15 protein-coding genes are annotated in these 26,568 nt (G+C 39.6%); 4 read left to right on the forward strand and 11 right to left on the reverse strand.

What is annotated here, in order from left to right; all coding sequences use genetic code 11:
- Window positions 1–72: 72 nt before the first annotated feature.
- The 9 genes from I2I13_RS02685 to I2I13_RS02725 form a co-directional block, all read right to left on the reverse strand.
- The gene (locus I2I13_RS02685; RefSeq protein ID WP_148367710.1) at window positions 73–2,187 is read right to left on the reverse strand and encodes a DUF5117 domain-containing protein; all 2,115 of its coding nucleotides are present in this window, start codon (window positions 2,185–2,187) and stop codon (window positions 73–75) included.
- 31 nt (window positions 2,188–2,218) lie between these two features.
- Window positions 2,219–4,561, reverse strand: coding sequence for a zinc-dependent metalloprotease (locus I2I13_RS02690; RefSeq protein WP_195648682.1), 2,343 nt, complete (start codon window positions 4,559–4,561; stop codon window positions 2,219–2,221).
- 15 nt (window positions 4,562–4,576) lie between these two features.
- On the reverse strand, window positions 4,577–6,244 hold the full coding sequence (locus I2I13_RS02695) for a PKD-like family lipoprotein (RefSeq protein WP_195648683.1): 1,668 nt from the start codon (window positions 6,242–6,244) through the stop codon (window positions 4,577–4,579).
- A gap of 16 nt (window positions 6,245–6,260) precedes the next feature.
- On the reverse strand, window positions 6,261–6,941 hold the full coding sequence (locus tag I2I13_RS02700; RefSeq protein WP_148367707.1) for a DUF4843 domain-containing protein: 681 nt from the start codon (window positions 6,939–6,941) through the stop codon (window positions 6,261–6,263).
- Between the two features lie 9 nt (window positions 6,942–6,950).
- Window positions 6,951–8,474, reverse strand: coding sequence for a RagB/SusD family nutrient uptake outer membrane protein (locus I2I13_RS02705; protein ID WP_195648684.1), 1,524 nt, complete (start codon window positions 8,472–8,474; stop codon window positions 6,951–6,953).
- 16 nt (window positions 8,475–8,490) lie between these two features.
- Complete coding sequence (locus tag I2I13_RS02710; protein WP_148367705.1) at window positions 8,491–11,841, reverse strand: SusC/RagA family TonB-linked outer membrane protein; 3,351 nt, start codon at window positions 11,839–11,841, stop codon at window positions 8,491–8,493.
- 132 nt (window positions 11,842–11,973) lie between these two features.
- The gene (locus I2I13_RS02715; protein WP_148367704.1) at window positions 11,974–13,107 is read right to left on the reverse strand and encodes a FecR family protein; all 1,134 of its coding nucleotides are present in this window, start codon (window positions 13,105–13,107) and stop codon (window positions 11,974–11,976) included.
- A 32-nt stretch (window positions 13,108–13,139) separates the two neighbouring features.
- Window positions 13,140–13,649, reverse strand: coding sequence for a sigma-70 family RNA polymerase sigma factor (locus I2I13_RS02720; protein WP_148367703.1), 510 nt, complete (start codon window positions 13,647–13,649; stop codon window positions 13,140–13,142).
- A 44-nt stretch (window positions 13,650–13,693) separates the two neighbouring features.
- The gene (locus I2I13_RS02725; protein ID WP_195648685.1) at window positions 13,694–15,742 is read right to left on the reverse strand and encodes a helix-hairpin-helix domain-containing protein; all 2,049 of its coding nucleotides are present in this window, start codon (window positions 15,740–15,742) and stop codon (window positions 13,694–13,696) included.
- A 145-nt stretch (window positions 15,743–15,887) separates the two neighbouring features.
- Between I2I13_RS02725 and I2I13_RS02730 the strand changes: the two genes are divergently transcribed.
- Window positions 15,888–16,466 (forward strand): DUF4294 domain-containing protein, encoded by a 579-nt coding sequence (locus I2I13_RS02730; RefSeq protein ID WP_195648686.1) that lies wholly within the window; start codon window positions 15,888–15,890, stop codon window positions 16,464–16,466.
- A gap of 33 nt (window positions 16,467–16,499) precedes the next feature.
- On the opposite strand, the gene I2I13_RS02735 is transcribed toward I2I13_RS02730, so the two are convergent.
- Together I2I13_RS02735 and I2I13_RS02740 are read right to left on the reverse strand one after the other, a co-directional pair.
- Window positions 16,500–17,414: a DUF4380 domain-containing protein gene (locus I2I13_RS02735; protein WP_229128553.1), complete on the reverse strand. Its 915-nt coding sequence runs from the start codon at window positions 17,412–17,414 to the stop codon at window positions 16,500–16,502.
- Window positions 17,414–19,693 (reverse strand): GH92 family glycosyl hydrolase, encoded by a 2,280-nt coding sequence (locus tag I2I13_RS02740; protein ID WP_195648687.1) that lies wholly within the window; start codon window positions 19,691–19,693, stop codon window positions 17,414–17,416. The genes I2I13_RS02735 and I2I13_RS02740 overlap by 1 nt, the downstream gene beginning before the upstream one ends.
- Before the next feature lie 413 nt (window positions 19,694–20,106).
- Between I2I13_RS02740 and I2I13_RS02745 the strand changes: the two genes are divergently transcribed.
- The 3 genes from I2I13_RS02745 to I2I13_RS02755 are packed head-to-tail and all read left to right on the forward strand — an operon-like array spanning window position 20,107 to window position 26,567.
- Window positions 20,107–23,169: a TonB-dependent receptor gene (locus I2I13_RS02745; protein WP_195648688.1), complete on the forward strand. Its 3,063-nt coding sequence runs from the start codon at window positions 20,107–20,109 to the stop codon at window positions 23,167–23,169.
- An 18-nt stretch (window positions 23,170–23,187) separates the two neighbouring features.
- Complete coding sequence (locus I2I13_RS02750) at window positions 23,188–24,798, forward strand: RagB/SusD family nutrient uptake outer membrane protein (RefSeq protein WP_148367697.1); 1,611 nt, start codon at window positions 23,188–23,190, stop codon at window positions 24,796–24,798.
- A gap of 2 nt (window positions 24,799–24,800) precedes the next feature.
- A complete protein-coding gene (locus tag I2I13_RS02755) occupies window positions 24,801–26,567 on the forward strand; it encodes a hypothetical protein (RefSeq protein ID WP_148367696.1) in 1,767 nt (588 codons plus the stop codon).
- Window position 26,568 lies beyond the last annotated feature (1 nt).

Consider the following 26,568-nt stretch of genomic DNA (forward strand, 5'->3'; position numbering starts at 1 on the left):
AACTTACAGGTTATCCTACCTGTACCACCATTTTTTCATCATCCCCAATAAATCATCATTATTCAATGATACTCAAGAAACCACATGGAAATATTGGCTCATTCTTTCCACAAGCAAAATATACATATCACGCACTTCCACCTGGGGATGTGTTGTACTAAGCTTCTCCAACCTACCACACAGATGATACAATTCATCCTTTAAACGTTTCGCCATACCATTATGTTTAGCGTCTTCCTGTATCATATCCAGCCATGTTTCCAGACATATCAGCTGCATATCCATCTGTTCATAAGTAACGGCAGACGACGGATCAAAACCATTGAACAACCCTTCATAAAGATCCTGGAAAAAATCAATATCATCATAGGCTTTCCTGTCACTTCGCAATGCCTGCAATCGAAGAGCCGAAATTGTCTTAACACTCAACAATTGCTTAAACAATTTCACCAATTCCGGATATAGGATATGGTTCCTCACTTCCAACAAATTCTCTTTTACATAAGCACATTCCATCTTTTTAGCAGGATGAAATAAATATGTATCCAGATCAAGCATTGCCTGATGCTGTATCTCCGCCGGCTGAGAGCTGCCTACCGCTTTCGCTATTTCCACCAGATAACTTCCATACAAACGAATAGCCTTTCTATATATATCATTGAGTGAACTTCCCCTATCTCCTTTTTTTCCTTTATATACAATCTTATCCAACCGGCTTACTACGGTCTGCAAATCCGATATTCTTATTGCATAATCCTTTGAAAACCCAGTATCAAGCTTCTCTTCTTCTGATGATCGGAACAAACGAATACGATCCGGCAAATGATGATCTATCCATTGGCGAAGCTGCTCTCGTTCATCATAGCAGTTCTCACATCCTTTGAAAGGATGATAACCAAAGTAAACGGCCAGACAATCATCATCCCCAACTTTTAAAGTCGTCCCACATGAACTTTCCGACAAACTTCCGCGCAAACCCAAAAGATGCCCGATCTCTTCCGTTATTTCATTTTGCAGTAACTCTTTTTCCACTTCTTTAGAATAACGGTCAGCCAGAATACGCGGATCCGAGGCACCGCAACTTAGCAGATAATCATCTAATCGCCCTTTCAGAAATCCATGTCCGATATTCAGACGACATGAAAGTATCTCTCCCGTACGAGGATGATGTGTAAGGTCACTTTTTATCCCCGGCATTTTCAAGTCATAAGATATAAAAGCACGTTGTTCCGCCGGAATGATCTTCTTGTTTGCATACTTCACTTGCAAGGCATCATGGATGCCTGCCTTGCGGAATGCGGTATTCCATGCCGACACCCCTTCTTTCACCGCCTGAAAATATTCCTTCGGAAAAAGAGTATCTACATAGAAAGTGAGTGTCTTTGACATATCCCAACGAAGAATCAACGAATCTTCTGCCATACAGTAAGGATCTTGGGAATAATCTTTAAAACGTAATGTTTGATAAGGTATCCTGTAATCTGCCAGACGAATTCGATCCCTTTTCCGGGGAAGTAAGCGTATTACACAGGTAACCTCCAAAGGCATACTGCCGTCAGGCAATATGACAGTAGAACTGGAAAACATATATCTTTCCGATTCAGCTCCGTGATAGCGCCTGATTGTCAACGATACGCCTTCTTCGAAGGGATGTATTTTCGTTACTTCCGACAATTCCGGAACCAGAGAACGGATAAAACCATAATTATTATAACTGAACCAATCATCACCGTCCATCAGGTGCTCTGTTATCCGGATAACAGCTCCCCGCTCTTTTGAATAGGTTACCACCGGATAACTTTTACCGGCAGGTTGCACGTTTGACAAAGAGAAAGATGACTGATATGCGCTCGTTTCATCCAGAATACGTTCTGCATAAAAAGGTTTCTGAAAACAGATTGTAGCCTTATCAGGGGATACAATACGCACTACTCCCAGTCCGTCGACCGGACGATTCAGTAAATCAAACCCTCTATCTATCTGACCATTCACTTCGATTTCCCGACCGATATATTTTTCCGGTATTTCCAGATAGACTTCTTTCTCCGCCACATATACCGGAAATACACCGTCAAACTTATTCATCCCGGTAACCCAAAACTCATCGAATGGCTTGACGGAATTCTGCGCCTGAAGCAAAGCTGCAACACACAACAATATAAAAATTACATATTTTCTCTCCTTCATGAGTTTCTTTATTTGCTTTTCATCATTAAAATTAAATACTATCTACGAGAAACATTGCCCGTTTTTTAGCAACCGGATCCGTAATTCTATGACTATAATCAAGACCTTCTTCCTTCATTCTATTCAAAGTCTGCATAATGGAAACCAATAACCTCGACGAAGTTACCTTTTCTGATCTATCCAATAATTTAGAAAGTTTATTCACATAAAGTAGCTGCACTTTATATCGGGCATCACTTACAAAAACGTTATCATCCCATTCGGTAAATAATCCGTTATGTATGCTTTCCAGAAAATCATCTACAGACAACATATCCTCGCAGGCATTCTCCGTCTCCCCCACTTTCTGAAGAGAGCGGATTATTTCTGACATAAGCTCTTCATAAAAGCGGTCGAACTCACGACTACCATCTATTTCCAGATTGGTGGTCAATGTTTTATCAAACATCCACACAGGAGGCTGTAATACATAAGTCTGTATAAAGTTCATAACCTTTTGATTGTAAGCGGCTTTTTCTGGTATATAAATATTCTCATCCTCCGTTTCAGCAAGACGTTTCCCACCCAAATGAGACAAAACATGCCGCACCCACTGTTTATAATGATTTAATACCGCTTCATAACGTCCCTGCAATACGCGCAAAGACGTTTTATCCGTCACCTTCCAGGCATCAGGATGTTCACACAAATATTTCAGATTCTCTATCCCCTGTGCATTAACCACAACATGGTCATTACCTAAATCTTCCGCCTGCGCCCGTACATCCACTCCACCCGAGAAATGTAATGAAGAATCTTTCTGCTTTTCCTGATTCCACAAATCCCTGTTCTTCTCTCTTTCGGCAACATTCTTACCCGGGAATATGCGGTATCCCCATTCAATGGCCCATTTGTCATATTCACCGACACGTACCCACCTGTTTGTCAAATCAACCTTATCTTGAGGACGCAAAGCGTAATTACACCGCACATAGTCCATAATGGAACTTCCTATGCTATACCGGCTCAAAAAATCATTATCACGTAACTGGTCTATGGAATAATGGGAACTACCCAGAAAATTATGTTTCAACCCCAATGTGTGGCCGACTTCATGCGTCAGCACTTTTTTTATCTGTTCGTATTGCAAAGAGTCCGGCAACTCTATATTCCATGCCTGCGGATCATTCGCTCCACATTGAGCAAAATACCATTTCTGCTCCAGATTCAAGACACTGCTGAAAATTCCGATATGACACGCAATAATTTCACCGGACCGAGGTTCGCAAGGCGTTGGCCCATAGGCGTTATTTTGCCCTGATATTTTCCATGAAATAAACGGATAACTGCTATCATAAATACTAAAATCAGAATCTTCTTCAACGGTAGGAACCAGTCGCGCATCAATGGCGTTCTTAAAACCGGCTTTCTCAAAGGCCGGACGCCAGTCGCGCACTGCTTCAATGATACAGCCGATGTACTTTTCCGGTGTATTACGATCTATATAAAAGATAATAGGTTGTATGGGTTCCACCAATTCTCCCTTCATGTATTTTTCTTCATCTTCCGGCCTTATCTCCAGCCTCCATCGTTTGATAACAGCCTTCCGGTCGGCAGGCTGATCGCCCTGAAAGTAATTTTTGTCGATTACAAAATACGCTTCGGTATTAGCAAAAACGGGATCCAGCGGTTCTTTTGATAATAATTTTATGCAGATACCTGTATCCCAGTCTCCTATATAAGGAGGGGCAACAGGCTTACCGCGCATTCCCATTGATGAACTTTGATAAGTTCGTGTCGCATGTATCAACAGACGGTTATCAAATCCTTTGATTTCCTTGATACAGTCTTTTTCCCTTAAACGTGTACCTATCAACAAATCAAAAGACACAATATCAAGAGTAAACAAAGGAAAATCTTTTAATACTTCACCAATCTCTACCAGGTTACTTTCCGGATTCTTTGCTTTGACCGGCAATATTTTATAAAGTCTTTCATTTCCACGTCGGGCGGCGATCTTTGCATACACTCCTTCGGGATCTTCTATCACCCTTTCATGTTGTGGATCCAGCATCCACAATTCGTTCCCGTGTTTCCGGAAACTGAAGAATACCGGACCGATCATATCACCCGAATATCCGAATTTCTTTTCCATATCCCGATCCGGACGGGCAGGAGCAGCCAGAATAGTAGTCGTAACGACAAACTCGCGTCCAATCAATGAATCCGGAACTTCCCAATAGATACGACCGTTACTGCGATAAGTGGTAAACATACCGGGAATCACTTCTACAGATGCCCCTTCTTTAAAAAAAGCAGCAATGTCCGGCTGCTGACCGTACAGACAAGTACAGACAACAGCCAGAAATATTGCACCGATAATTCCTTTCAACATAAAAAACGATTTATACTATTCATAATTATAGGTAATATCTACAATCTTGCCAATGGGATGATCGGTGTCTTCGTACATACAAATACTATTCTCTTCACGCGAAACATCACCCGCCACCGTCAGTTGCAACTCTACAACTACACCTTTACCAGCAGTATTAATACCTAGTCCGATAGACATACCTATTTTCTCCTTATATTTGCCTGTCTCCTCATCATCATCTTCCGCTCTCACACTTTCAGGATCCTTAAATTTCAAACTGGCTATCTGTGCTGACGGATCTGCCCCGTAAGCATAAAGTTCAACCACCCTTCCACGATCAAGGTCAATGCGGTACAATCTATTACCTGACGTCATAAATATAAGATTTGCCGTATAAGCATAAGAAGCGGCGAATTTTGCTGTTTCTACATCCACTTCAGACGGCAGAGAAATTATATATCGGGCAGCACAAACAGGATCTTCATCCTGCGCACTGAATTTAAATACAGTCAATTCTTTCCCGTTTCGTGGAGCGGCAACTGCATAAGCGAAATTTCCCCAGTTTCCCCCTGTAACAATATCACGTACTTCTAAAGACGGATCAATCACATCCGGATCAAACACATTAGCTTCATCTGACATTGAATATGTGGAGACAGGTTTCTGGTCACTCCATTTAGTTCCATAATTACGTATATTTTGAGTGGCTGAATTCATCATATAATCACTGACACCTGGAATAAATGATCTAAGAAAGCAATGATTTTCAGGATCAAAAAATAGCATACCACCACTATACGAACCATAAGCGGAAATAGCAGGAAAGTCGCTCCCCTTTTTCACAGAGAATGGTACGCAAAATCCATCCATAGGAGCACAATATGCCCTTTCGCTATTTACAAACAACTCACCATAAGCAGTCATCTTATAATATTCGATATTCAACGGTTCACCTTTTTCCACCGGTTCAAAAAGTATTTTATTTGAAGGATATTTCGTCATTAGTGTACTTGGAGTCAACAATGCCAAATCCTGATCCGTCACTAACATTAACGCCGGACTTACTTTAAAACCCATAAAAGACAGCATACCACTTAAAAGCGAATTCCCATACTCTTTTCTTGCACTTACCGCCAAAGGTTTCCCATCTAACGGAAAAGATTGATTCGATTCTGACTTAAATACATCCGGATAAACATAATATCCTTCCGGAGTACCTTCTATTGCTCCTAATACACCTTTTCCTTCTTTTTCCTGCAATACAAACCAGCAAGGATTCAAAGGACGGATAATTACAACCTCACCTGTCTGATACCAAGTTGTTCCGTTTATTTTATCCGTAATGACCAACATCAAACCTATATTTTCCGACTCATAAGCCTCGATTGTTACTTTACACTCTTTACCTATGGAATAATCTTTATAATCACTAAGTCTGTCCGAACCTGCTTTCTTCCCTTTTATCGTTTTCTTCCATTGAAACACTAGATTCTCCTCATTTTGCTCCAAAGTTTGAGAAATCTCGGGTATAATTGAAATTTCCACCGCTTCCTCCTTTGGCATACGCACTTTTGTTTCAGGTATTACGATGTCCATTGTATTCACATCATGATAATCGTAATCTCCCTTATCATCATAACAGCTTGTCTGTAACAAAGCTGCTCCAATAAAACTTACTATACAGATGATATATTTTCTCATAACGTTTCCTTTAATCTTATTCATATTCAATTTCATCACCATCGTCACCCAAAATGGGAGGATTTCCAGCCTCTATATACTCTTTATAAGCCTGCTGGATTTTTACCACGTCATCATCTTCCAAATCATCCCACACACGCTGGCACACATCCATAATAAACATATATTTATTATCACTATAACTGCCGAATCCTACATAATCACTCCATTCGGCCGGTTTAAGTTCCCATCTGACATTCAGCACCACCTGATTCTTCTCCACCAGTCCTTTATCAAACTGATGAAGAGGATTATCCAGATCAAATTCCAGATAACAACCATATACGTTTCTACCTGACTCTACTTTCGGACGATTGATCTTATAATAAAATACCTGATAAACAGTGTCCAGTTTGGTGTATGTATACTTATCTTCCAATATTACATCCACCGGATTTCGATAATCACTATTTGGAGTTACTTTCACACAGAAATCGCGATTTTCTTTTAAAAGGTCTCCTTGTATACTTACCGTAAAACTATCTATAGCATAAGGTTCTGTCTTCACATAATCTGTATCAACCAAAGTACGAATATATGTACTTCCATAAAAATTAATACGGGATGTCTGGCTATATAAGTCTATCTCACTCTCACTGCATCCTGCATAGATGCCGCAAACAAGAATAGCTAAAACAAAGTATATAATACGTTTCATAAGACTTCATCATTTAGAGTTGTTACCAAAAATATACTCATCATCCGGTAATGTCATCTGATAATGAGCTTCAGTCATTGCTTCCAGCCCACAACCATAATAAGTGCTATAATTATGTGCTTTCAAAAAATAAAAAAGCTGGCCTTCCGCAAAATATTCTTTTCTATATTCTTTCATGATTTCATTGATACGCTTAGTCTGGTCTTTATTTTCTTCCGAAATAATATCAAGATCATCATATCCGGTAGTCAGAATCTCATCACTGTAAGAGATACCACGTGCAAAACGCACAGTATTTAATGCGTCGGCACTTTCCGATGCAGAAGATGCACATTCTGCTACAATGTAATACATTTCGGGCAAACGGATCAAAGGAACAGCATCAGCACCGGAATAGGTATATCCGGCATTGAGGTTTTTTTGATTATATTTTCTGCAGAAAACGTTTGTGCTGCTTGCCCCATTAATGACCTGAAACATTTCCGTATTTTTTCTCCAGTCAGTATTCCCTACATCAGCTGTTTCATAGAAGAGACTGAATTTATCTCCATCCAAATAAAAATGTTGCTGAGTATTCGTATTTTCCATATCCATATAGTTTTCAATAAGCAGATTAGAAAATTCATTTACAGTGATTCCGAATATCTGCTCTGCGTAACGTATGGAATTATAATTAGAAGCAGTTTGTGATTTGTACAACGTAAAATACTTAGAAGCAGCAATCACTTGTTTTGCATATTCTGTAGCCAATCCACGGCTTTCAACATCACCTTTATAACAATATACACGAGCTAGCATCGCTTTTACTGCATACAGATTCATACGAAACTCACGATTAACAAGGAAATGGTTTTTCTCTCCATATTCCTCATCCGTTTGGTTTGTGAAGAAATCAAGCGAATCACTTTCCTTCAGCAATTCTTCAGCCTCATTCAAATCTTTAAGAATAGCGATAACCACTTCGCCGGCTGATAAAACAGGGGTGGCATCTTTATTAAAAGCAGTTCGATAGGGGATAGCCTTTGATGCAGGGTGTTCCTTATAAACAGGACCGAACATGCGCAACAAATCAAAATGAAGAAAAGCACGAAGCCCCAGTGCTTCTCCTTTCATTGTTCCGTAATACCGTTCGGTAACTAGAACATCTTTATTCCTGTCTACGTACTCCAGTAAATTATTAATGTTAGCAATGATATTATACATAGTCGAGTAAATTGCATTTTTCTTACTCAAGAACATATTTTCATAATCGAATACGATACTCTGTTCAAAAACAGCATTGGTATTATATCCGGGATAATCGGAGTATAATCCGGCCAATTCATCCAAGTAAGCATAAGTCAAATCTCCGGCGTATAAGGTAGTAGTTCCCAGCTTCAAATAAATACCTGTAAGAGCATCCTTGAATCCTGATTCCGATTCAAATTGTTTCTCGGTAGGGATAGAAGTCTTCGGAGATACATCCAACCAGTCGCTGCAAGACGTAAGCCCCAGCATTGTTGTTGTCAATAGTATATATATTATCTGTTTCATACAAATATGTTTTTAATTAGAAAGCAACATTCAAAGCAAATGTAAACTGACGGGAATACGGATAGTATAAACCTCTTTCGCGTTTCACTGTAGACCAATAGAAAAAGTCCTCCATATTAAACGTTACCTTAGCAGAACTCAATCCCCAATGAGTGATAAACTTCGTATTAGTACGGTCCATACGATAATAAACAGACAATGAACTTCCCTGAAATATATTTTCATCCATAATGAACCGTGAAGTAGCTTTCGTCTCCCATCCACCAGGGTTAAGCCCACGGAATTGTGCCTTGTCACCCGGCTTCATCCAACGCAGTTGGGTCACCCGCCGGTCTACATTGTATTTCAAATTGGCATTTTCCACTTTGTCAAGCAGTGTCTGATTGTATACCTGACCACCAAATTGATACCTGAAACTAACATCTGCTCCCCATCCTCTGTACGTAAAAGAAGAATTAATATATCCCTGCCATTTAGGTTCTGTATTTCCAACAGGTACTACATCATTGGCATTCCAGTTAGTGGCATTTGTCATTTCTCCATTACTTTTCAGTAATATTTCATCTCCTGAAGCCGGGTCAATACCCAATGAACGCACTACCCAAATGCGAGAAAGAGATTCACCTTCTTCGTAGCGTGGCAGTGGTGTATCCTTTAGTTTTAATGCATTCTGATCGTTCACATATTTCATCGCTTCCGATATTTTGAGTAATTTGTCTGTATTATGAGAACCGTTTACCATAATTGTCCAATAAGCCTGTTTAGCAACGTTCTTATAAGGAATAGCAGAAAAAGAAAGTTCCCAACCCTTATTTTCAATCTTTCCCAGATTTTCCGGATAACTGCTAAAACCAAGAGAAGGAGCAAGACTTATATCTGTAATCATATTGTCTGTCACTTTCCGGTAGTATTCCACACGTGCGGTAAAACGCTGATCAAAAAGTCCTAATTCCAATGCAAGATTCGTACTTTTTGTAGTCTGCCACTTTAAGCCTTCATTGTGCATGGCCAAAATTTCCGATCCTGTCGCATCGGATGAATAATAAGGAAGCAATAAATTGGAATAGGTGTAATAGCCATGTGCCTGATAAGGGTTGAAACCTTGTGAACCGGTCGTACCATACGTGCCTCTTAAAATCAAGTCAGAGATGAAAGAAACATCTTTCAGGAAATTCTCTTTTTTCAAATCCCAACGTAATCCCGTCGACCAGAAAGGTGCCCACCGATTGTCTTTTCCAAACTGGGAGGAACCGTCCAGACGCACATTAAAATCAAATGAATACTTATATTTATAAGAATAACCTCCGGCAACAACCCAACCAATGGAACGTGTTGTACTTTCCAACCCATCTACTTTCTCATTGTACTTCTTACCAAATAACAAGTTGTCCATATTATCATTCGGAAAACCCGTCACATAGTTTCCATACGTCTCCGAATTATTTTCCAATACACTCATACGGGCATTAGCGGTCAGATAATGATCTTTCAACTGTTTGTTCCAGCTTCCTGTCAAATCTATTCCCCACTTGACAGATTCACTCTGGCTTTTGCGATAATCACCTCTTAACGTAGGATCAGTCACATTATCAAAAAAAGTATGTTGCGCAGGACGGAACATATCGCGATGTCCCACACTTTTGGACAAAGAGAATGCACCTTCAAACCGCAATTCTTCAGTAGGATTATATTCTAACTTGAAAAGTTCGCGCACTGTAAAATTCTTACTCTGGTCTTTACTGTTGAACGTTGTATTATACATGGGGTTCAAATAACTCGATTCACCACCTAGTCCTTCAAAATTATCAAGACGTTTCTGTATCTCTCCATTTTCTCCATAAGGACGCAAATAAGGATTCAAGCGGGTGTATTCGCTAAAACTTCCCCATGGAGATTCATCAGCCACTGAATTATCCAATGTAATGCTATTCTTTAACAATACTTTTTTCAGACGATACTGAAAATCAAGCGAACCAGTCAATACATCACGATTACTGCCCTTCATCACACCCGGAGAACTGTTATATCCGACATACATACGATAACGCAAAGCTTCGTCACCTCCTTCCAGTGTAACTGTATGACGTTGTTGAAAAGAAGTCTGCAAAGGTTTATCCAACCAGTAGGTATTTACTCCCGCCAAAACTTCACGCAACTTTGATTGATAAAGTCTCCATTTTTCAACTGTTTCACCACCGTATGTATAAAGCCCGCTCTGTAATTCCGCATCTATCTTTTCTCTTGAATTCATCAGGTTATATCCAGTCATATCCGGAGCTTCAATACGAAGTTCACCGCCATAAGTTACCCAGATACGCCCCGGTTTAGGCGTCTTACTTTCGATGACAATTACCCCATTTGCCGCACGCGATCCATAAATAGCTGTAGCCGCCGCATCTTTTAGCAAAACGATGGAAGAAACCCGGTCGGGGTCCATATCGGCAAGCGCCTGTATACTGATTTCAAATCCGTCCATGATAAGCAATGGTTGATTGGCATAAGTCTCATATTCCCCTTGGACCGCCAATACGTCATTACTGGCTGAATTAAAGTCTACCGTAGCTTGTGCATTCAAATCCATATTTGCACTACCACGCATACGCATATCAGGTAGATTATTCGGATTTGACCCCATATTAATATTATCTACGATACGAAGCCCGGGAGCAACAGCCGCAATTGCTTTAGCTACATTATTCGTACTATATTTTTTCAGATCTTCGCCCTTTATAGTAACAGCAGAGCCGGTAAATCCTTCTTTTTTCCTATTAAACATACCTGTTACCACCACTTCATCCAGTGCTTTTGTATCAGACTTCATCACTACTGACATAAATGTTGAAGGATTCAACAACTGAGTTTCCAAACCTACATAAGAAATCCTCACCTGACTATCTTCCGAAACATCAGAAAGCTGGAAATTACCATTATTATCTGTGATGGTACGGATATTGGCATCTTCCACTATAATAGTGGCACCGATAACCGGAAACCCGTCTTCTTCGGAAAGCACTTTTCCTTTTACTTGTGAAATATTCTTTTTAGGATTCTTTTTAGTGATATTGATAAATTGTCCGTCAATGTGATATTTCAATGGATTTTTCCCGATAATCACCTTTAAAGCTTCACCAATAGTAGCTTTCTCAACTTTCCCGGTAGAAGTATAAGAACTAATCTCATCGTAGATAAAAAGAACTTTATATCCCGATACTTTCTCCAAATGTTTAAAAATAGAAGGTAATCCTTCATTTTTAAACTCCATCGTTATTTGCTTTTCTTTACCTGTTTGTGCTTCAATGCGCCACGAATACGCAAAAAGGAAAAGCAAGAACAAAACAATGAACTTTTGTGCCTGATTTTTTTTCATAAGCCTGAATAGTTAAATAGTATTTCATTCTTTTAATTGTATACGAAGTTTAAAAAAGAATGGTTACCCTTAAAAGAATTTATTTTCAGAAATATGTATTCCTATTCAGATTTATGACGTTTTGCTCGTTTTTTATTCAATAATAAGTTTTCCTGTTTCAAAATAGGCATGAACTCTCTCCATTCGATTCAATAATTCAATCAAATTAAAAATGTCTTGATGACGATTTGCAAAGAAATGCATACGGAGATCCATAATTTTACTGTTGCGGAATTCTATATCTATATTGTACCAACGCCCTATCTCTTTCATCATGTCAGCCAGAGGGATATCATCAAAATAGAAAAATCCTTCCTTCCAATACAAAAATGATTCTATATTAACTTCACTCAAAGCAAATGTTCCGTCAGTAGAAAGTTGTGCACTTTGTCCCGGCTCCATTTCAACGTTATGAGTTCCGCAGGTATCGCTGACAGCTACTTTTCCTGTAATTAATGTGATACGGACATCGGCAGGAGAGTATCCACGTACATTAAACTCCGTTCCTAAGACACGAACCTGCACATTTCCGGTTTTTACAATAAAAGGATGTTCGACATCTTTACTTACTTTAAAATAAGCTTCCCCTTCCAACGAAACGATCCTCTCTTTTCCCTTAAAAACGGTAGGATAAACCAACCGGCTGTCCGAATTCAAAAAGACTTCAGTTCCTTCGGATAAAACAACTTTGAATGTTTCTCCCCTGGGAATACTTAATCTATGTATTTGTACTTTCTGTTTTCCGACCTCTTTATTTTCTGTCTGAATAGTACGATGATAGTCAATTTTTTGATCTTTCAAAGGTCTTATTTCCTTTTCGTCATCAATTTGCAAAGTAGCTTGTGCGATGGCATGGTTTGCTTCAAAAATTTTAATACTTTCCAGTTTTGGTTCCGGTGAAATCATCATTGTACGTAAAATCAGGATTACAATGACAGTTGCCGCTACTCCTGCAATAGCAGTCCACAGAATACGCGTATTCTTCTTTTTGTTATTATTCAAACGTTTATTATGAAAGTCTACCAATTCTTTCTGAACATTAATTGCCAGTGTATTTTGCTTTTGCCGCATCTCCATCACAACCTCTGCAATATCAACACATGCCTGGAAACATTCTTCATCTTTCTCCAAGCCATGTAATTGGTCAGAAGTTATATGGGAAACATTCTCCATAATTTTCAAAGCTTCTTCTTCCGACTTATTTATATTTATATTCTTCTCATCCATAAATAATTCATTCAATATATAATATTTACGTTTTAAAGTCCATCCCGGTTACCTTTCCGGCCTAATTCTTCACGAAGAATACGCAAAGCCTTCACTATATTCTTATGGATAGCCGCAACACTCACATTTAATTCTTCAGCTACCTCCTTGTACTTTTTATTATGAATATAACAAGCTTCCAGAATATGGCAGTTGTAAGGAGTCAACTTTTCCATCGCCTTGCGTATCTGAGAAATACGTGTATCTGTCTGCTGCGAACCAGACTCTATGATTTTATTGGTTAATCGTGAAGCAAATTCCACATATTCTTCATGAATATTTTGTTTACGGAGATAGTCGATACAACGCGTGCGGATAATTGTATAAAGATAAGTTTTTGCCGTAGCTTCTTCTATTTTATCATAATTACGCCACAAATATTCAAAAGCATCACTTACAATATCTTTGCATACTTCAACATCGCTTATAAAATAGTATGCAAAATACACGAATTGTGCATACCATTCATTAAACATTCTGTCAAAAGTAGTCCGGTCTTTCATTCAATATCGTATTCTTCTGTTATTTTTTGGCAGACAAATATACATTAAAACTTGATACGCAGTTGCATTTGTACATCTGCTTTTTTATTTCCACAGATCAAATCATTGCCGGAACCGATTTCGTTACGGTCGAAATAGACAGTTTCACCGAACTTGGTTATCAACAGGAAATGTTTGTTCAGTTCATATCTTAAACGAACGGCACATCGGAAGCCACGCCCTTGAAATGACGGAGTGTAAAACGTATAAAGCAGTCCGCTTTCCGAAACATATACACGCGAATCATAATCATCTGTAAAAAAATAACTGCCTTGAACGTCAGCAAACAGCCTGGCCCAAGGCAGTTGGGAGGATATCATTTGTGTAACCTGATATCCTTTATTAGCAGCTCTGTCCTGAGAATGAAAATGATTATAATCTAAAGTTGTACGACTGCTTAACACATCTCCCAAAGAATAGTTCAAACGATAGCGAAGCTGATGATGAAAAATAGGAAGCGTTAGCGTTCCTTTACTACCTGTCCAATCACGTTCTTTTTGTTTATAGCGATACTTTAGATACATGGATAGATTACTAAGTGGAGTGAAAGTAGCTTGAACCAGACCATCTGTTCCACGGGAGGGTTTATTTATTCTGTATTTTTTCCATGGGAAGGAAAACAAATCGAATGATGCAAAGAACTTCCAATAGGCAAAAGGAGAAGTCTCCAATCCGATATAATATCCCTGTTCGTTTTGAGTCGTACTTCCCTCACCGAATGAATGGGTGAACATAGCCCAATAATTATAGGAATAGAACCGATGTATCAACATGATTTGGGTGTTTTGAACCGGTGAATACTGCAAACGGTTCAAAGAGGCCCAACCTTGTTTTCCTATCGCTGTCTCTCCCTGAAAAGAGAAACGATGCCAACGATAAGCATACTCTATTCCTAAATTGTAGAAGTTATTGCCGTGGAGATTGTATTTGGAATAGCCTGTTAATTCCGGTTCATAAGATCGGTTGAAAAGGTAGTAAATAGCGGTGATACCCAGTCTGATATGGTTGTGTTGATAACTCACATTTCCACCTGTTAATTGCATAGTGAACAGATGCTTTTTATCTGCTTCTTTCCGGCTCCGGTGTAATCCGGTTTTATAGATAGAGGTAATTTCTCCATCTGTTATCACGCCATCCAATGAACGATGCGAATAAAAACCGGAAATGTCCCAATCCTTAGATAAAGCAACTGTGGCAGCCACTCCTCTGAAATAATTGTATTCATCACTGGAAGAGTGTTTCTTTATCCTGCTGCTACGATTGTTGAAAGAAGAGGCATAGACTGTTTTTCCCATCAGATAATCAGTGCTAATCACCAATCCTTGTCCAAAACTAAGCCGATAGTTACCAACAGCTAATGCTTTTAATCGCCCACAATCTTTTAATAACAGATAAAAGGAATAATAATCGTAGCCATAGCGATTGTGTAAAGCTCCCAAAGGTTCTCCGGCATCTTTTTCTGCAACGACTCCTGCATAGAGTCGGTCACTATATCGGAAACTGTATTTCACAGAGTTATAAACAGAAGGTCCTAAATAAGTATGTTCATAACCTTTTCGTTTATAAAGTGGTATATCAAAGCGAGTTAACAGTTCATTTTTTCCATACTTCGCTGCGCTTTTCAACATAGTTTTCCACCGAAAAGAAGATTCATTGTTAATAGCTTTTATACAGACGAATGGTAGTAAATACTGGATTGTCTGCTTATCCATATCTTCCACTAGTTGAAGTTCATAGATAGTTTTCATCTGTCCGTGTATATAGATGTAAGCCAGCAGATGTTCAATCTGAATATCACTAAGGAAAGGAAACTGTTCGAGTTGTTCACGGGTAGCAACATTCAAATTAATAGGTTCTTGCAGACGATTGGAAAGTTCTTCCAATTCATTCTCCCAATTCAAGGTATTAACAGAGTTATTAATATCGTTATTAACAGATAAATCTTCAAGAACATCCTCTAAAAGACTTTCAGAAGGGTTTTGAGCACTACAAGCAGGAATTATGAACAGGCTGTTTATAATACTTATCAACCGGATTAGTTGAGTAGTTTTCATCAATAAAATGTGTATTATCTTCTCGCTTTTTTACATACAAGGGGGCAAAGATACTTTAAATAGGTTAACGTCTGAAAGATATGTCTGAATAATAAAATTTTAATTCTATTTTTGTATCGTGAAAAGAAGGCTTAACATAGTAGTAATGACACTGTTTGCCACTGTTTGCTGCTCACTACATTTGCAGGCACAGGAAAAACAAAGCATCAATGGATATTTGGTTCCGATGTGTATCTACAATGGAGATACAATCCCAAGTATCCAACTACCGACTGTGTATATCTTCAAACCACTTAAGTTCAAAAATGAAAAGGAACGTCAGGAGTACTATCGATTGATTCGGAACGTGAAAAAGGTATATCCTATTTCCAAAGAAATTAATCAGGCTATCATCGAAACTTATGAATATCTTCAGACTCTACCCAATGAGAAAGCCCGCCAAAAACATATCAAACGGGTTGAAAAAGGATTGAAAGATCAATATACTGCCCGAATGAAGAAACTCTCTTTTGCACAGGGAAAATTGTTGATAAAGCTTGTGGACCGTCAAAGTAATCAGACTAGTTATGAACTGGTAAAAGCGTTTATGGGACCTTTCAAGGCAGGGTTCTATCAAGCATTTGCCGCACTGTTCGGGGCCAGTTTAAAGAAAGAATATGATCCGCAAGGTGAGGACAAACTAACGGAACGCGTGGTATTGATGGTGGAGAACAGACAAATCTGATACCACAAGTCCTTACCGGTGCAAAAGCAAGCTTTATCTACGTTTTTTTTGTTTATCTATATATCTTTTCAATTTGCTGGTCCAATCAGATACTCTCCCGTCGGACACATCTTTCAAAAACCATTTTTGTTGATATACCAAAGACTCTCCGGGTGGCAGTTCTGTATATCTTCCGTGATTTTCAAGTTCCAGATACCGCCCCTTCGGTGCTACGAAAATCTCTGCTTCACCTTGTCCGGGAGGAACTTCACCGGGTCCAATGTCCGGGAAACATTTTATAAACAGAAGCTCCTTATAATAATGAGCGATCCAACCTTCATAAGCAGTCGAGTATAATTTCTGACCTCTCTCATTGGTACCATCCGGACATGGAACCCACATTATACCCTTATCCTCATATGCTCCCGTGACATCAGACTTATTCATCTGATCTGCCTCTCCTACAGGGAAAAAGCTCAAACCTCCATGCACTCTCACCACATCCCAGGGGGCAAATCTCTTTAGCTGGCAAGATACATTCCGAACAGAATAATTAATCAATATAGATGAATCTCTTTCTGATACAGAAAACTCCTTAATGATAGAGATACCGCTTAAAGAATCCGGCGAACTCACCAGTCGAAGAATTTGTCCGTCTATCTCTGCCTTATAAGGAAGCTCATCGACACACCGATATTGTGGCCAATAGTTTGACTGTGGAGATAACCAGAACGTTGCTCCGTAATACTTACTATGTACCAAATCAGAAGTCAGCAGTTCCTTATCTCTGCATTTAAAAGAAATAATCCGTCCCCCCTTTTTTGCCGATACGCTGAAAGAGAGGTCAGCAAAAGACAAAACATACACATCATTTTGCTTATTTATCCGGCTTTTTTTGGGCAAAGAAGACTTGCAACCAAAACACAAGCAAGATATAAACAGATATAACAGGAGCTTCAGACTTCTCATTATTCACTTAGAATTTCGGATAAAGACGGAGGTAAAACCGAATCCCCAAAGTTACCCGGAACCGAACCCATCGTAAATTCCAAGATTCCTCCATCCACTATATCGGTATGTGTAATAAAAAGCTTATTATAAACCTCACCATTAAGTTTCACCGATTGCACATATATGTTCTCATCATTCCACCCTGCTGTTTTCACTTTAAAGAGCTTGTTTCCAATGGTAATTTCAACATTTTCTACCATCGGTTTACCCAGAATATATATTCCTTCCGCGGGATTCACAGGATAGAATCCCATCGCGCTGAAGACATACCAAGCCGACATTTGCCCGCAATCCTCATTACCACATAATCCGTCCGGCCGATCAGTATACAAAGTAGACATGATTTCATGCAACCGTTGTTGAGCTTTATGAGGCTGGCCCGCATAATTATAAAGATAAGCTACATGATGGCTAGGCTCATTGCCATGTGCATACTGGCCGATAAGTCCGGTTATATCTATCGGCACATCATGGCCTGACATACCCATAGGCATGGAAAATAAGGTATCGAGAGCATTGACAAATTCCTCACTGCCCCCATATAGATTTATCAACCCTTGCACATCGTGAGGAACAAAGAAAGAGTATTGCCATGAATTTCCTTCCACCCAATCACATTCCCCATAAGATGAAAAGAAAGGATCAAACGGACGGCGGAAACTGCCTTTGCTCGAAAAACCGTTCATTAGTTTATATTCTTTGTCAAAATATGTTTTATAACCGGAAGACCGGCTTATAAAATAGTTATAATCATCCATCTTACCCAAGTCCTTGGCCATTTGAGCTATACACCAATCGTCATAGCAATATTCCAAAGCCGCAGAAACCGATTTATTGTAAATGTCATAAGGAATATAACCGTATTGTTTCAGCTCTTTCACACCAAAGTTATCCTGCATAGCCGATGTCCTCATGGCTTGATACGCCTTTTCCACATCATAATTTCTTATACCTTTGAAGTATGCGTCTACAATAACCGGAATGGCATGATAGCCAATCATACAATTTGTTTCACTCGACCATAATGGCCACACCGGCAGTAATCCATACTGATCATACTGCGCAAGCATAGATTGTACCAGATCGTTCGTTTTATCTGGAGCAATCAACGTTAATAACGGATTCTCAGCACGAAAAGTATCCCACAGCGACAACACTGTATAGTTATTGAACCCTTCGGCTGTATGTATCTGTTTATCAAGGCCCAAGTACTCTTTATTCACATCATTATACAAATAAGGGGCCAATAAAGAATGGTACAGCGCTGTGTAAAAAATTATTTTATTCTTATCAGAAGCTTCTACCTTAATCTTTGATAATTCTTTTTCCCATATCGACTGTGTCTCGCTAAGCGTTTTGTTAAAATCCCAATGCGGTATCTCTTCCGAAAGATTTTGAAGTGCATTTTCTGCACTTATAGCAGATATTCCCACTTTTACTAACACCATCTCATTAGAGGAAGTTTCAAAATTAAGAATAGCTTTTATATTTTTGCCGGAAGCTTGTTTTTCCTGAATAAACAGATCATCCACAGCAACAGACAAGTCAAATGCCTTAGATACTTTCAAAGCAAAAAACAATTGTTGTTCACTCCAGTATTTTTCTCCGGGCTCACCCCAGCCTTTTGTCCTCCTTTCACCTATTATTGTACAACTGTCTATCCTATTCATGGAAGTAAAAAGAACAGAATCAGTTGCGAAATGATGAGATAAATCCAATATAATATGAGAAGATTTACTTTCAGGAAAGGTATAACGATGAAAACCGCATCGAGGAGATACGGTCAATTCAGCCATAATATCATAATCTTTCAACCTTACTTTATAATATCCCGGAGATGCAGACTCCTCATCATGTGAAAAACGGGAGCGATATCCTTCATCCGGTTTATCTTTCGATCCCGGATTCAATTTCAAATTTCCCGTCGCAGGCATCAACATCACATCCATCAGATCGGAACGTCCTGTACCCGAAAGATGCGTATGAGAAAAACCAATGATGGAACTATCGGAATAATGATAGCCGGAACACCAATCCCATCCTTCAAGTCCTGTGTCAGGACTTAATTGTACCATTCCGAAAGGGTATGCTGCCCCCGGAAACGTATGTCCATGTCCACCTGTACCTATTAATGGGTCGACAAAGTCCAACAAACTATCTGCACTGATAGTACTATTTTCGTATCTGCACCCGGACAGGGCACATAACGCCATGATGGTCCATATTATTTTTCTCATCTTTTTCTTTAGATTTTTATGAAGCAAATTTATCCCAAAATCTCCATATATATGTCTACAAAAAGCTAAGAAAGAAGAGAAAAAGGAAAAACAAAACGCGAACAAAACATAAACAAAGTACGATAATGACCACGCACATAAGCGATTGCTCCCAACCTTACCTCTATTTGATTTATAGCATCCCCAAAAAGAAACAAATTTCCGGTACAGTCATCCAATAATAGAATATATTTGTCTTGAACAAAGACGAGAGAAACCCTCTATTATCCGCCAAACCCTTGGCCAAAGCACTTTTGTTTGTATTTTGTTCATGTTTTGTTTTTACTTTATTGCTTTTTTCATTCGGTCACATTGATCTAAATGCAATACTTTTACAGCAAAATTCGTTTTGTATAACTTTAAAATTTAAAACAATGAAAAAGTACTTAAAAATTAAGCTTCTGATATTGATATTCCTGACGGGAATACAATATACGAACGCACAGGGTACAGCAGTCGTCAATGGAGCTGTTATTTCCGATCAGAATGATCCTCTGATAGGTGTTACAGTGACCGAGACGGGAACTACAAACGGGGTAATAACCGATATAGATGGTAAATTCTCGATTAAGCTGAAAAATGCTACCGGGAAACTGACTTTCAGCTATGTAGGATACATTACACAAACAATCGCTGTAAACAACCAAAGTAAAAATCTGAAAGTTGTATTAACAGAAGACTCTAAGCAGCTAGAAGAAGTCATCGTCGTAGGTTATGGTGTACAAAAGAAAGCGAATGTATCCGGATCTATTACATCTTTGGGCACACGAGACCTACATACGATGGCCACCAATGATGCCTCTCAAGCCCTACAAGGAAAAGCACCCGTCTATGTATCAAGGAAAAGCGGATTACCCGGTGAGGGTTCCTCTGTATATATGCGCGGTGTAGGAACACTAAATAATGCCGCTCCACTCTGGATTATCGATGGAGTGCCTGGAATGCCACTGGATAATTTTAATGAAGTGGAGTCTATCCAATTATTAAAAGATGCCGCATCCGCCGCCATCTATGGAATTGAAGCAGCCAATGGAGTCGTATTGGTGACAACCAAGAAAGGTGCTAAAGGAAGAATAGCCGTGAACTACAACGGATACGTAAAGATAAACCATGCCCTCGGACTTCCTGAAATGCTGGGAACCCAAGGTTACATTGATATGTACAAGGCCAGATGGATGTCCAACAATCCGGATAAGGGCGAACCTACAACTAATGATATTAAATCGTTCTATTTCCTGACTCCAAATGAAGTATCGCAATTACCTAATACTGATTGGGTAGACGTTATGTTTGGCACCGGAATAGAACATTCTCATAGCATTGACATCTCCGGAGCTTCCGATAGATCATCTTATTTCCTTTCTGCCATGTACGAGAATGACGAGGGTACCTATGTGAATACAAACTACGAGAAATGGGCCATTAAAACCCGATTCGAACAAACTCCATTGAAATGGCTAAAATTCAGTCAGACAGTAAATTTCAGTCACTCAAAAAGAAAACATAATGCATTGAACTGGCAACACGTCCTTCGCGCTAATCCAGCCATGAATGTATACGATGACACCAACCCGATGGGTACAGGATATGGATACTTCACTGATGAATTTGCAGGAACAATCGACTGGCAGGGAGGAAACCCATTGGAAAGCGCTGACTTGAAAGATCATTGGGAGAAATGGAACGTTGCATGGGGAAATTTGCAAGTAATCATCACCCCGATAAAAGGACTGGTATGGACTACCAACCTGACAGGAACTCTTAGCAATCATGCGACTTCAAGCTTCTTATATAATACATTTGGAGGCATATCAACCAACTCTATTGACTTTGTGGAAGGAAAAAACATCCAAGGACACCAATTGGATTATTCTCACAATCAAAGTACTTCCTACTTGTTGAATACATACGTAAACTATAATAAATTGATTGGTAAACACGATCTTGGAGCAATGGTCGGTTTCGAAGTAAGAGAATCACGTAATGATGACGCATCAGGATATGCTGAATGGGGTATACCGGCTCAAGACTTAAGAAGTACTGCTCTTACCGATCACAGAGACGGTACCAACTCTTGGGCTACAGGAAGTAGCTACTCCATATTCGGACGTGTTACCTATGCTTATGACAACCGCTATCTGCTAACAGCGAACTTTAGAAATGATGCCACTGATATATTTGCTCCGGGCAAAAGAAGCGCTTTCTTCCCATCTGTGTCTGTTGGTTGGAACATAGCCAATGAGAAGTTCTTTAAAGTAGAAAAGATTAATGACTTGAAACTAAGGTTTGGTATCGGAGAAATTGGCAACAACAGTATAGACAAAAACTGGTGGAGACAAGAATATAAATTACAAACGAATGGTACTTGGTTGGCCCAGAAAACTCCGAATAAAGACGTAACATGGGAAAAAACAAGAATAACTAACATCGGAATAGATCTTGGAGCATGGAATAATGCTTTTACAGCCACTATCGACCTATACAACAAGAAAACACGCGATGCATTGATTGAACAAAAAATGCCTTCACATATCGGTGTTGGTAGTAGTACTTATAAGTTGAACAAAGGAGAAATCAGCAACAAAGGTATTGAAGTGGCTTTGTCATACAGAGGATCAATCAATCATTTCAACTACCTCGTAAGTGGAAATATCTCGTACAACAAAAATAAAGTACTAAACATCGGTAATGCCAGCTATTTGTCCGGAGGAAGCTTCAATCGCACACTCGTAGACGGACCGGTAGCAGCATTTTGGGGATACGTAGCAGACGGATTGTATCAAACACAGGCAGAAATAGATGCCTTGAATGCGATATCAATGGAAAAATGGGGCGTAGCATACGATGCAGGAAATATAGGCCCGGGAGATATTAAATTTAAAGACCTGAATGGAGACGGACGTATCAATGATGAAGACATGACTTCAATAGGTAACCCTTGGCCAACATATGTATATGGATTCAATGTGAACTTGGAATACAAAGGTTTTGAGTTCAACATGAACTGGCAGGGGGTAGCTGACAGAGATATATACAACAATACCAAACAATGTCTTGAAAATATGAATGCTGACTGGAACTCAACTCCGGATGTGTGGAATGCATGGACACCCAACAATACCCAAACCAGCCAACCTCGTCTGGGTAATGCTACCCACAACTATCAATTGCCTAACTCATATATGGTTGAGGATGGTTCATACTTGAGATTAAAAAACATTCAGCTAGGATATAACTTTAAGAAATCGGTAGTATCTAAAATGAAATTATCAAAACTGAAAATCTATGTAGGAGTAGAAAATGCACTGACATTCACTAAATTCAAAGGATTTGATCCTGAATTTATAGGTAATAACAATGCCGAACAGGGAGTATATAGCTTAACTCAATATCCTCAGTCCCGTTCTATTTCATTTGGTCTTAATGTTGGTTTTTAATCAGATAAAAATATAAATATGAAAATTAAATATATGTTCATAGCAGGATGTCTGCTTCTGACATCAGCATGCAGTGATTTTCTGGATCATCCTCTAACAACGTCTGTATCAGACGATAATATTGGAGAAATCATACAAAAAAACCCCGCAAAGTTAGGCGAATTTTTGGGAAGCGCTTACAGGTCTCTAGGTTCTATCATGCTTTATGGAAGACAGACGGAATATATGTCAACCATGTCGCACGAAATGGATATTGATTGGCTGGGCGAAGAACAACGTAATCAATGGGCCATCAATGGGCTCACTTCCAGCAACAAGAATGTAGAAGAGGCCTACATAAAATACTATAAAGCCTTGGCTTCTGCCAATCTCATGCTAGACTTGATCGACCATGTAGACTTGGAAGCGCTGGATGAAGAGAAAAAAACAATGGTAATGAACTTCCAGGGTGAAAGTTTATTTTTAAGAGCATTCATACATTTCGATCTATTACGCCTGTTCGGAGAACAAGGACCTTCTTTCGGGGGAATGTATCCAAACAACAAGGATGCGAAAGGAATCATTCTGATGGAAGGTATTGCAGACGCTAGTAATGCAATTACAGCCAGATCAACTATTGAAGAATGTTATCAATTGATAATCAAGGATCTGAAAAAAGCCGAAACCTGCATTGGAGACAACCAGATCCCGGTCAATACTGCAGTACCCGGTCCCGGCTATACAGACACTGATTATACAAAAGACCAGGGATGGGCCCAAAAACCGGCTGTACATGCATTACTCGGAAAAGTGTATCTGTATATGAGCGACTATGCCAATGCCAAGACAGAATTTGAGAAAGTGATAGGCGACAGCCGCTTCAAATTGGACAAACCGGTCAACTTTACAGATTACATTCAGCATACGGACAACAATCCCGAATGTATCTTCTCCCTGCAATATTACCTCTCGTCAGGAAGTGCCTATGATGATGCCCCCCAACATCACCTGGTTCGTATCTTCGGAGGAGCTCCGGGTGCCTGGAACAACTTTTTCGTCGATCAACGTACTGCTGCACGATTTGGAGACGATCCACGTCTGTATGAAGCTACATTATACGATTATACATGGCAAGCTTGGAGTACAGCCACTACCGGCATTACATTTATAAAGGCGGATACGGATGTGCCCGATTACAGATATTACGCACGTAAGTATACCGACTTCTATAACGTGTCTTCACCTGTATTCTCAACCAAGAATGTAGATATCATCCGCTTGGCGGATATTTATCTGATGTATGCCGAAGTAATGCTCAAACTGAACTCTGTAGATGTGGCCACCGAATATGTGAACAAAGTCCGTCGCCGGGCATGGGGAGAAAGTAACTACGACGTACCCGGTACAAAAGGAGAAGATTTTTCGACTGTCACCATGGAAATCCTTCAGGAAGAACGTTACAAAGAGCTATTCTTTGAAAATATCCGTTGGTATGATATTTGCCGTTGGGGAATATTGGAACAGGAATTGGCCAAATATCCTTCAACAAAGGCAGGAACTGTACATTACGATCCACAAGACTATTATCTTCCGATACCTGAAAGTGAATTGAGAACGAATCCATTAATGAAACAAAGTAAAGGATATTAAGTATGAAAAAGCTGTTGATTTTACTGGCATTTGCTTTTCTGTTTCTCTCTCTCACCTCTGCGTCTTCTTTTGACGAGCGGAAAAAATATCTCCTTGATTATTACTCCAAAGCCCGTCCAAACGACCAATATTGGGGAGATAACGACATCAAGACAGCAATGGGATTTGTTTTAGCTCGCCTGGAAACAAAGAAAGATGTCAAGTATGCTCTGGATATGCTGAACCGGATGCAGGAAGATGCACCCTTCGACATGTTCGATTGTCATCAGAATATCGACGCGTATCTACGCTTTCAGTCTGTATACCCGAAAGAGCTGAAAGAGAAGGTACGGAAACGTATGACAAGCGAGGATTATTTGGCAGATGGAAGTACCGAAAATCATAGACTGATGTTTAAAACAGCTGGATATCTTACCGCACTGGCTTTCCCCGACTGGGGGAAAGCCGACACGGTAATGGCACATTGCCGTTCAGTACTTATGGATGTAATGGATAAGACGGTACGTTATGGTATCAAAGAGTTTGATTCTCCTACGTACGGCACATTCTATATCACTTGCCTTCTTTCTTTGTATGACCACAGCAAGGATGCTGAATTTAAGAAACAGGTACAAATGACTCTTGAATGGCATTTACTCAACATGGCACCCGAATGGTTGAATGGTTATTTCATATCTTCCTCTCTACGGGAATATTATTTTGCTTGTTCTCCTCATATGATGAGTCCTTATCCACTTTTAGGCTGGTTGTTTTTTGGTGGCGGTCCCAATCCGGTATTAGAGCAAAAGTATGAAAACGGAGAGTTGATTGTGAACAATGAAGGCTTTTACTCTGTACTGGCGGCCGTTTCTTCCTATCGTGTACCAGAGATTATACAGCATATAGCATCGGATAGAAAAAATGCATACGTACATAAAGAATCGCATGATATGACTCCATTTGCACAACTCAACTATCCATGGGGATTCAAGAAATATACATATATCAACAAAACGTATGGATTAGCCAGTCAATGGGATGGAATCAGTCTGGGATGGAGCGCGCAGATGCGCCGGTGGAAACTAGTATGGGAATCGGATGCACCCGCAAGTACTTTCTTCCTGACTCATATCAGTCATTATGGTAGATCAGCCGAAAGCCTTTTCGGAGCTACTTGTCGCGAACAAGTATTACAACATAACGGCACGTTGCTGGCCATGTATAAAATAGAATCGGAAGAACCCCATCCGTATGTGACAGGAGTAGTGCCTATTGATGCAATAAAACAAATGAAAGAGGACAAATCCGGCTGGATATTCTTTGACGGAGGAAGTGTTCTGTTTGCCGTAAAATTCTGTCATCCATACACATGGGACGAAGACCGGATGTTCCGCGGGGTAAAACATAAGATGTTACGCTGTGACCAACGTGGCACTGCCGCAGTCATAGAAACCTGTTTGCCGGATAAATATCAGCCTACAGGAACGCAAACAGCTTTGGACCTGTTTGCAGAAGATATACTGAAAACAACGAAACTGGAATACATCGTTACCAATCCGGAATACCGACAGACCATTTATCACTCACTTAGCGGTGATACACTAAAAATTATCTACAACTACGGACGTTTCGTCAACGGAGAAAAGGTGGATTATGAAAATTGGCCTTTGTATTCAAACCCATGGATGGAACAAGCGGTGAACGGACGTTTCCTGAATGTTTCGCATGGAAAAGAATCACGCGTGTATGACTTCAGAAATTGGAACGTGACAGATAGTAAAGAGGATTAAT

Source organism: Bacteroides sp. D55t1_190419_B8 (assembly GCF_015558905.1).
GTDB classification, from domain to species: Bacteria; Bacteroidota; Bacteroidia; order Bacteroidales; family Bacteroidaceae; genus Bacteroides; species Bacteroides vicugnae.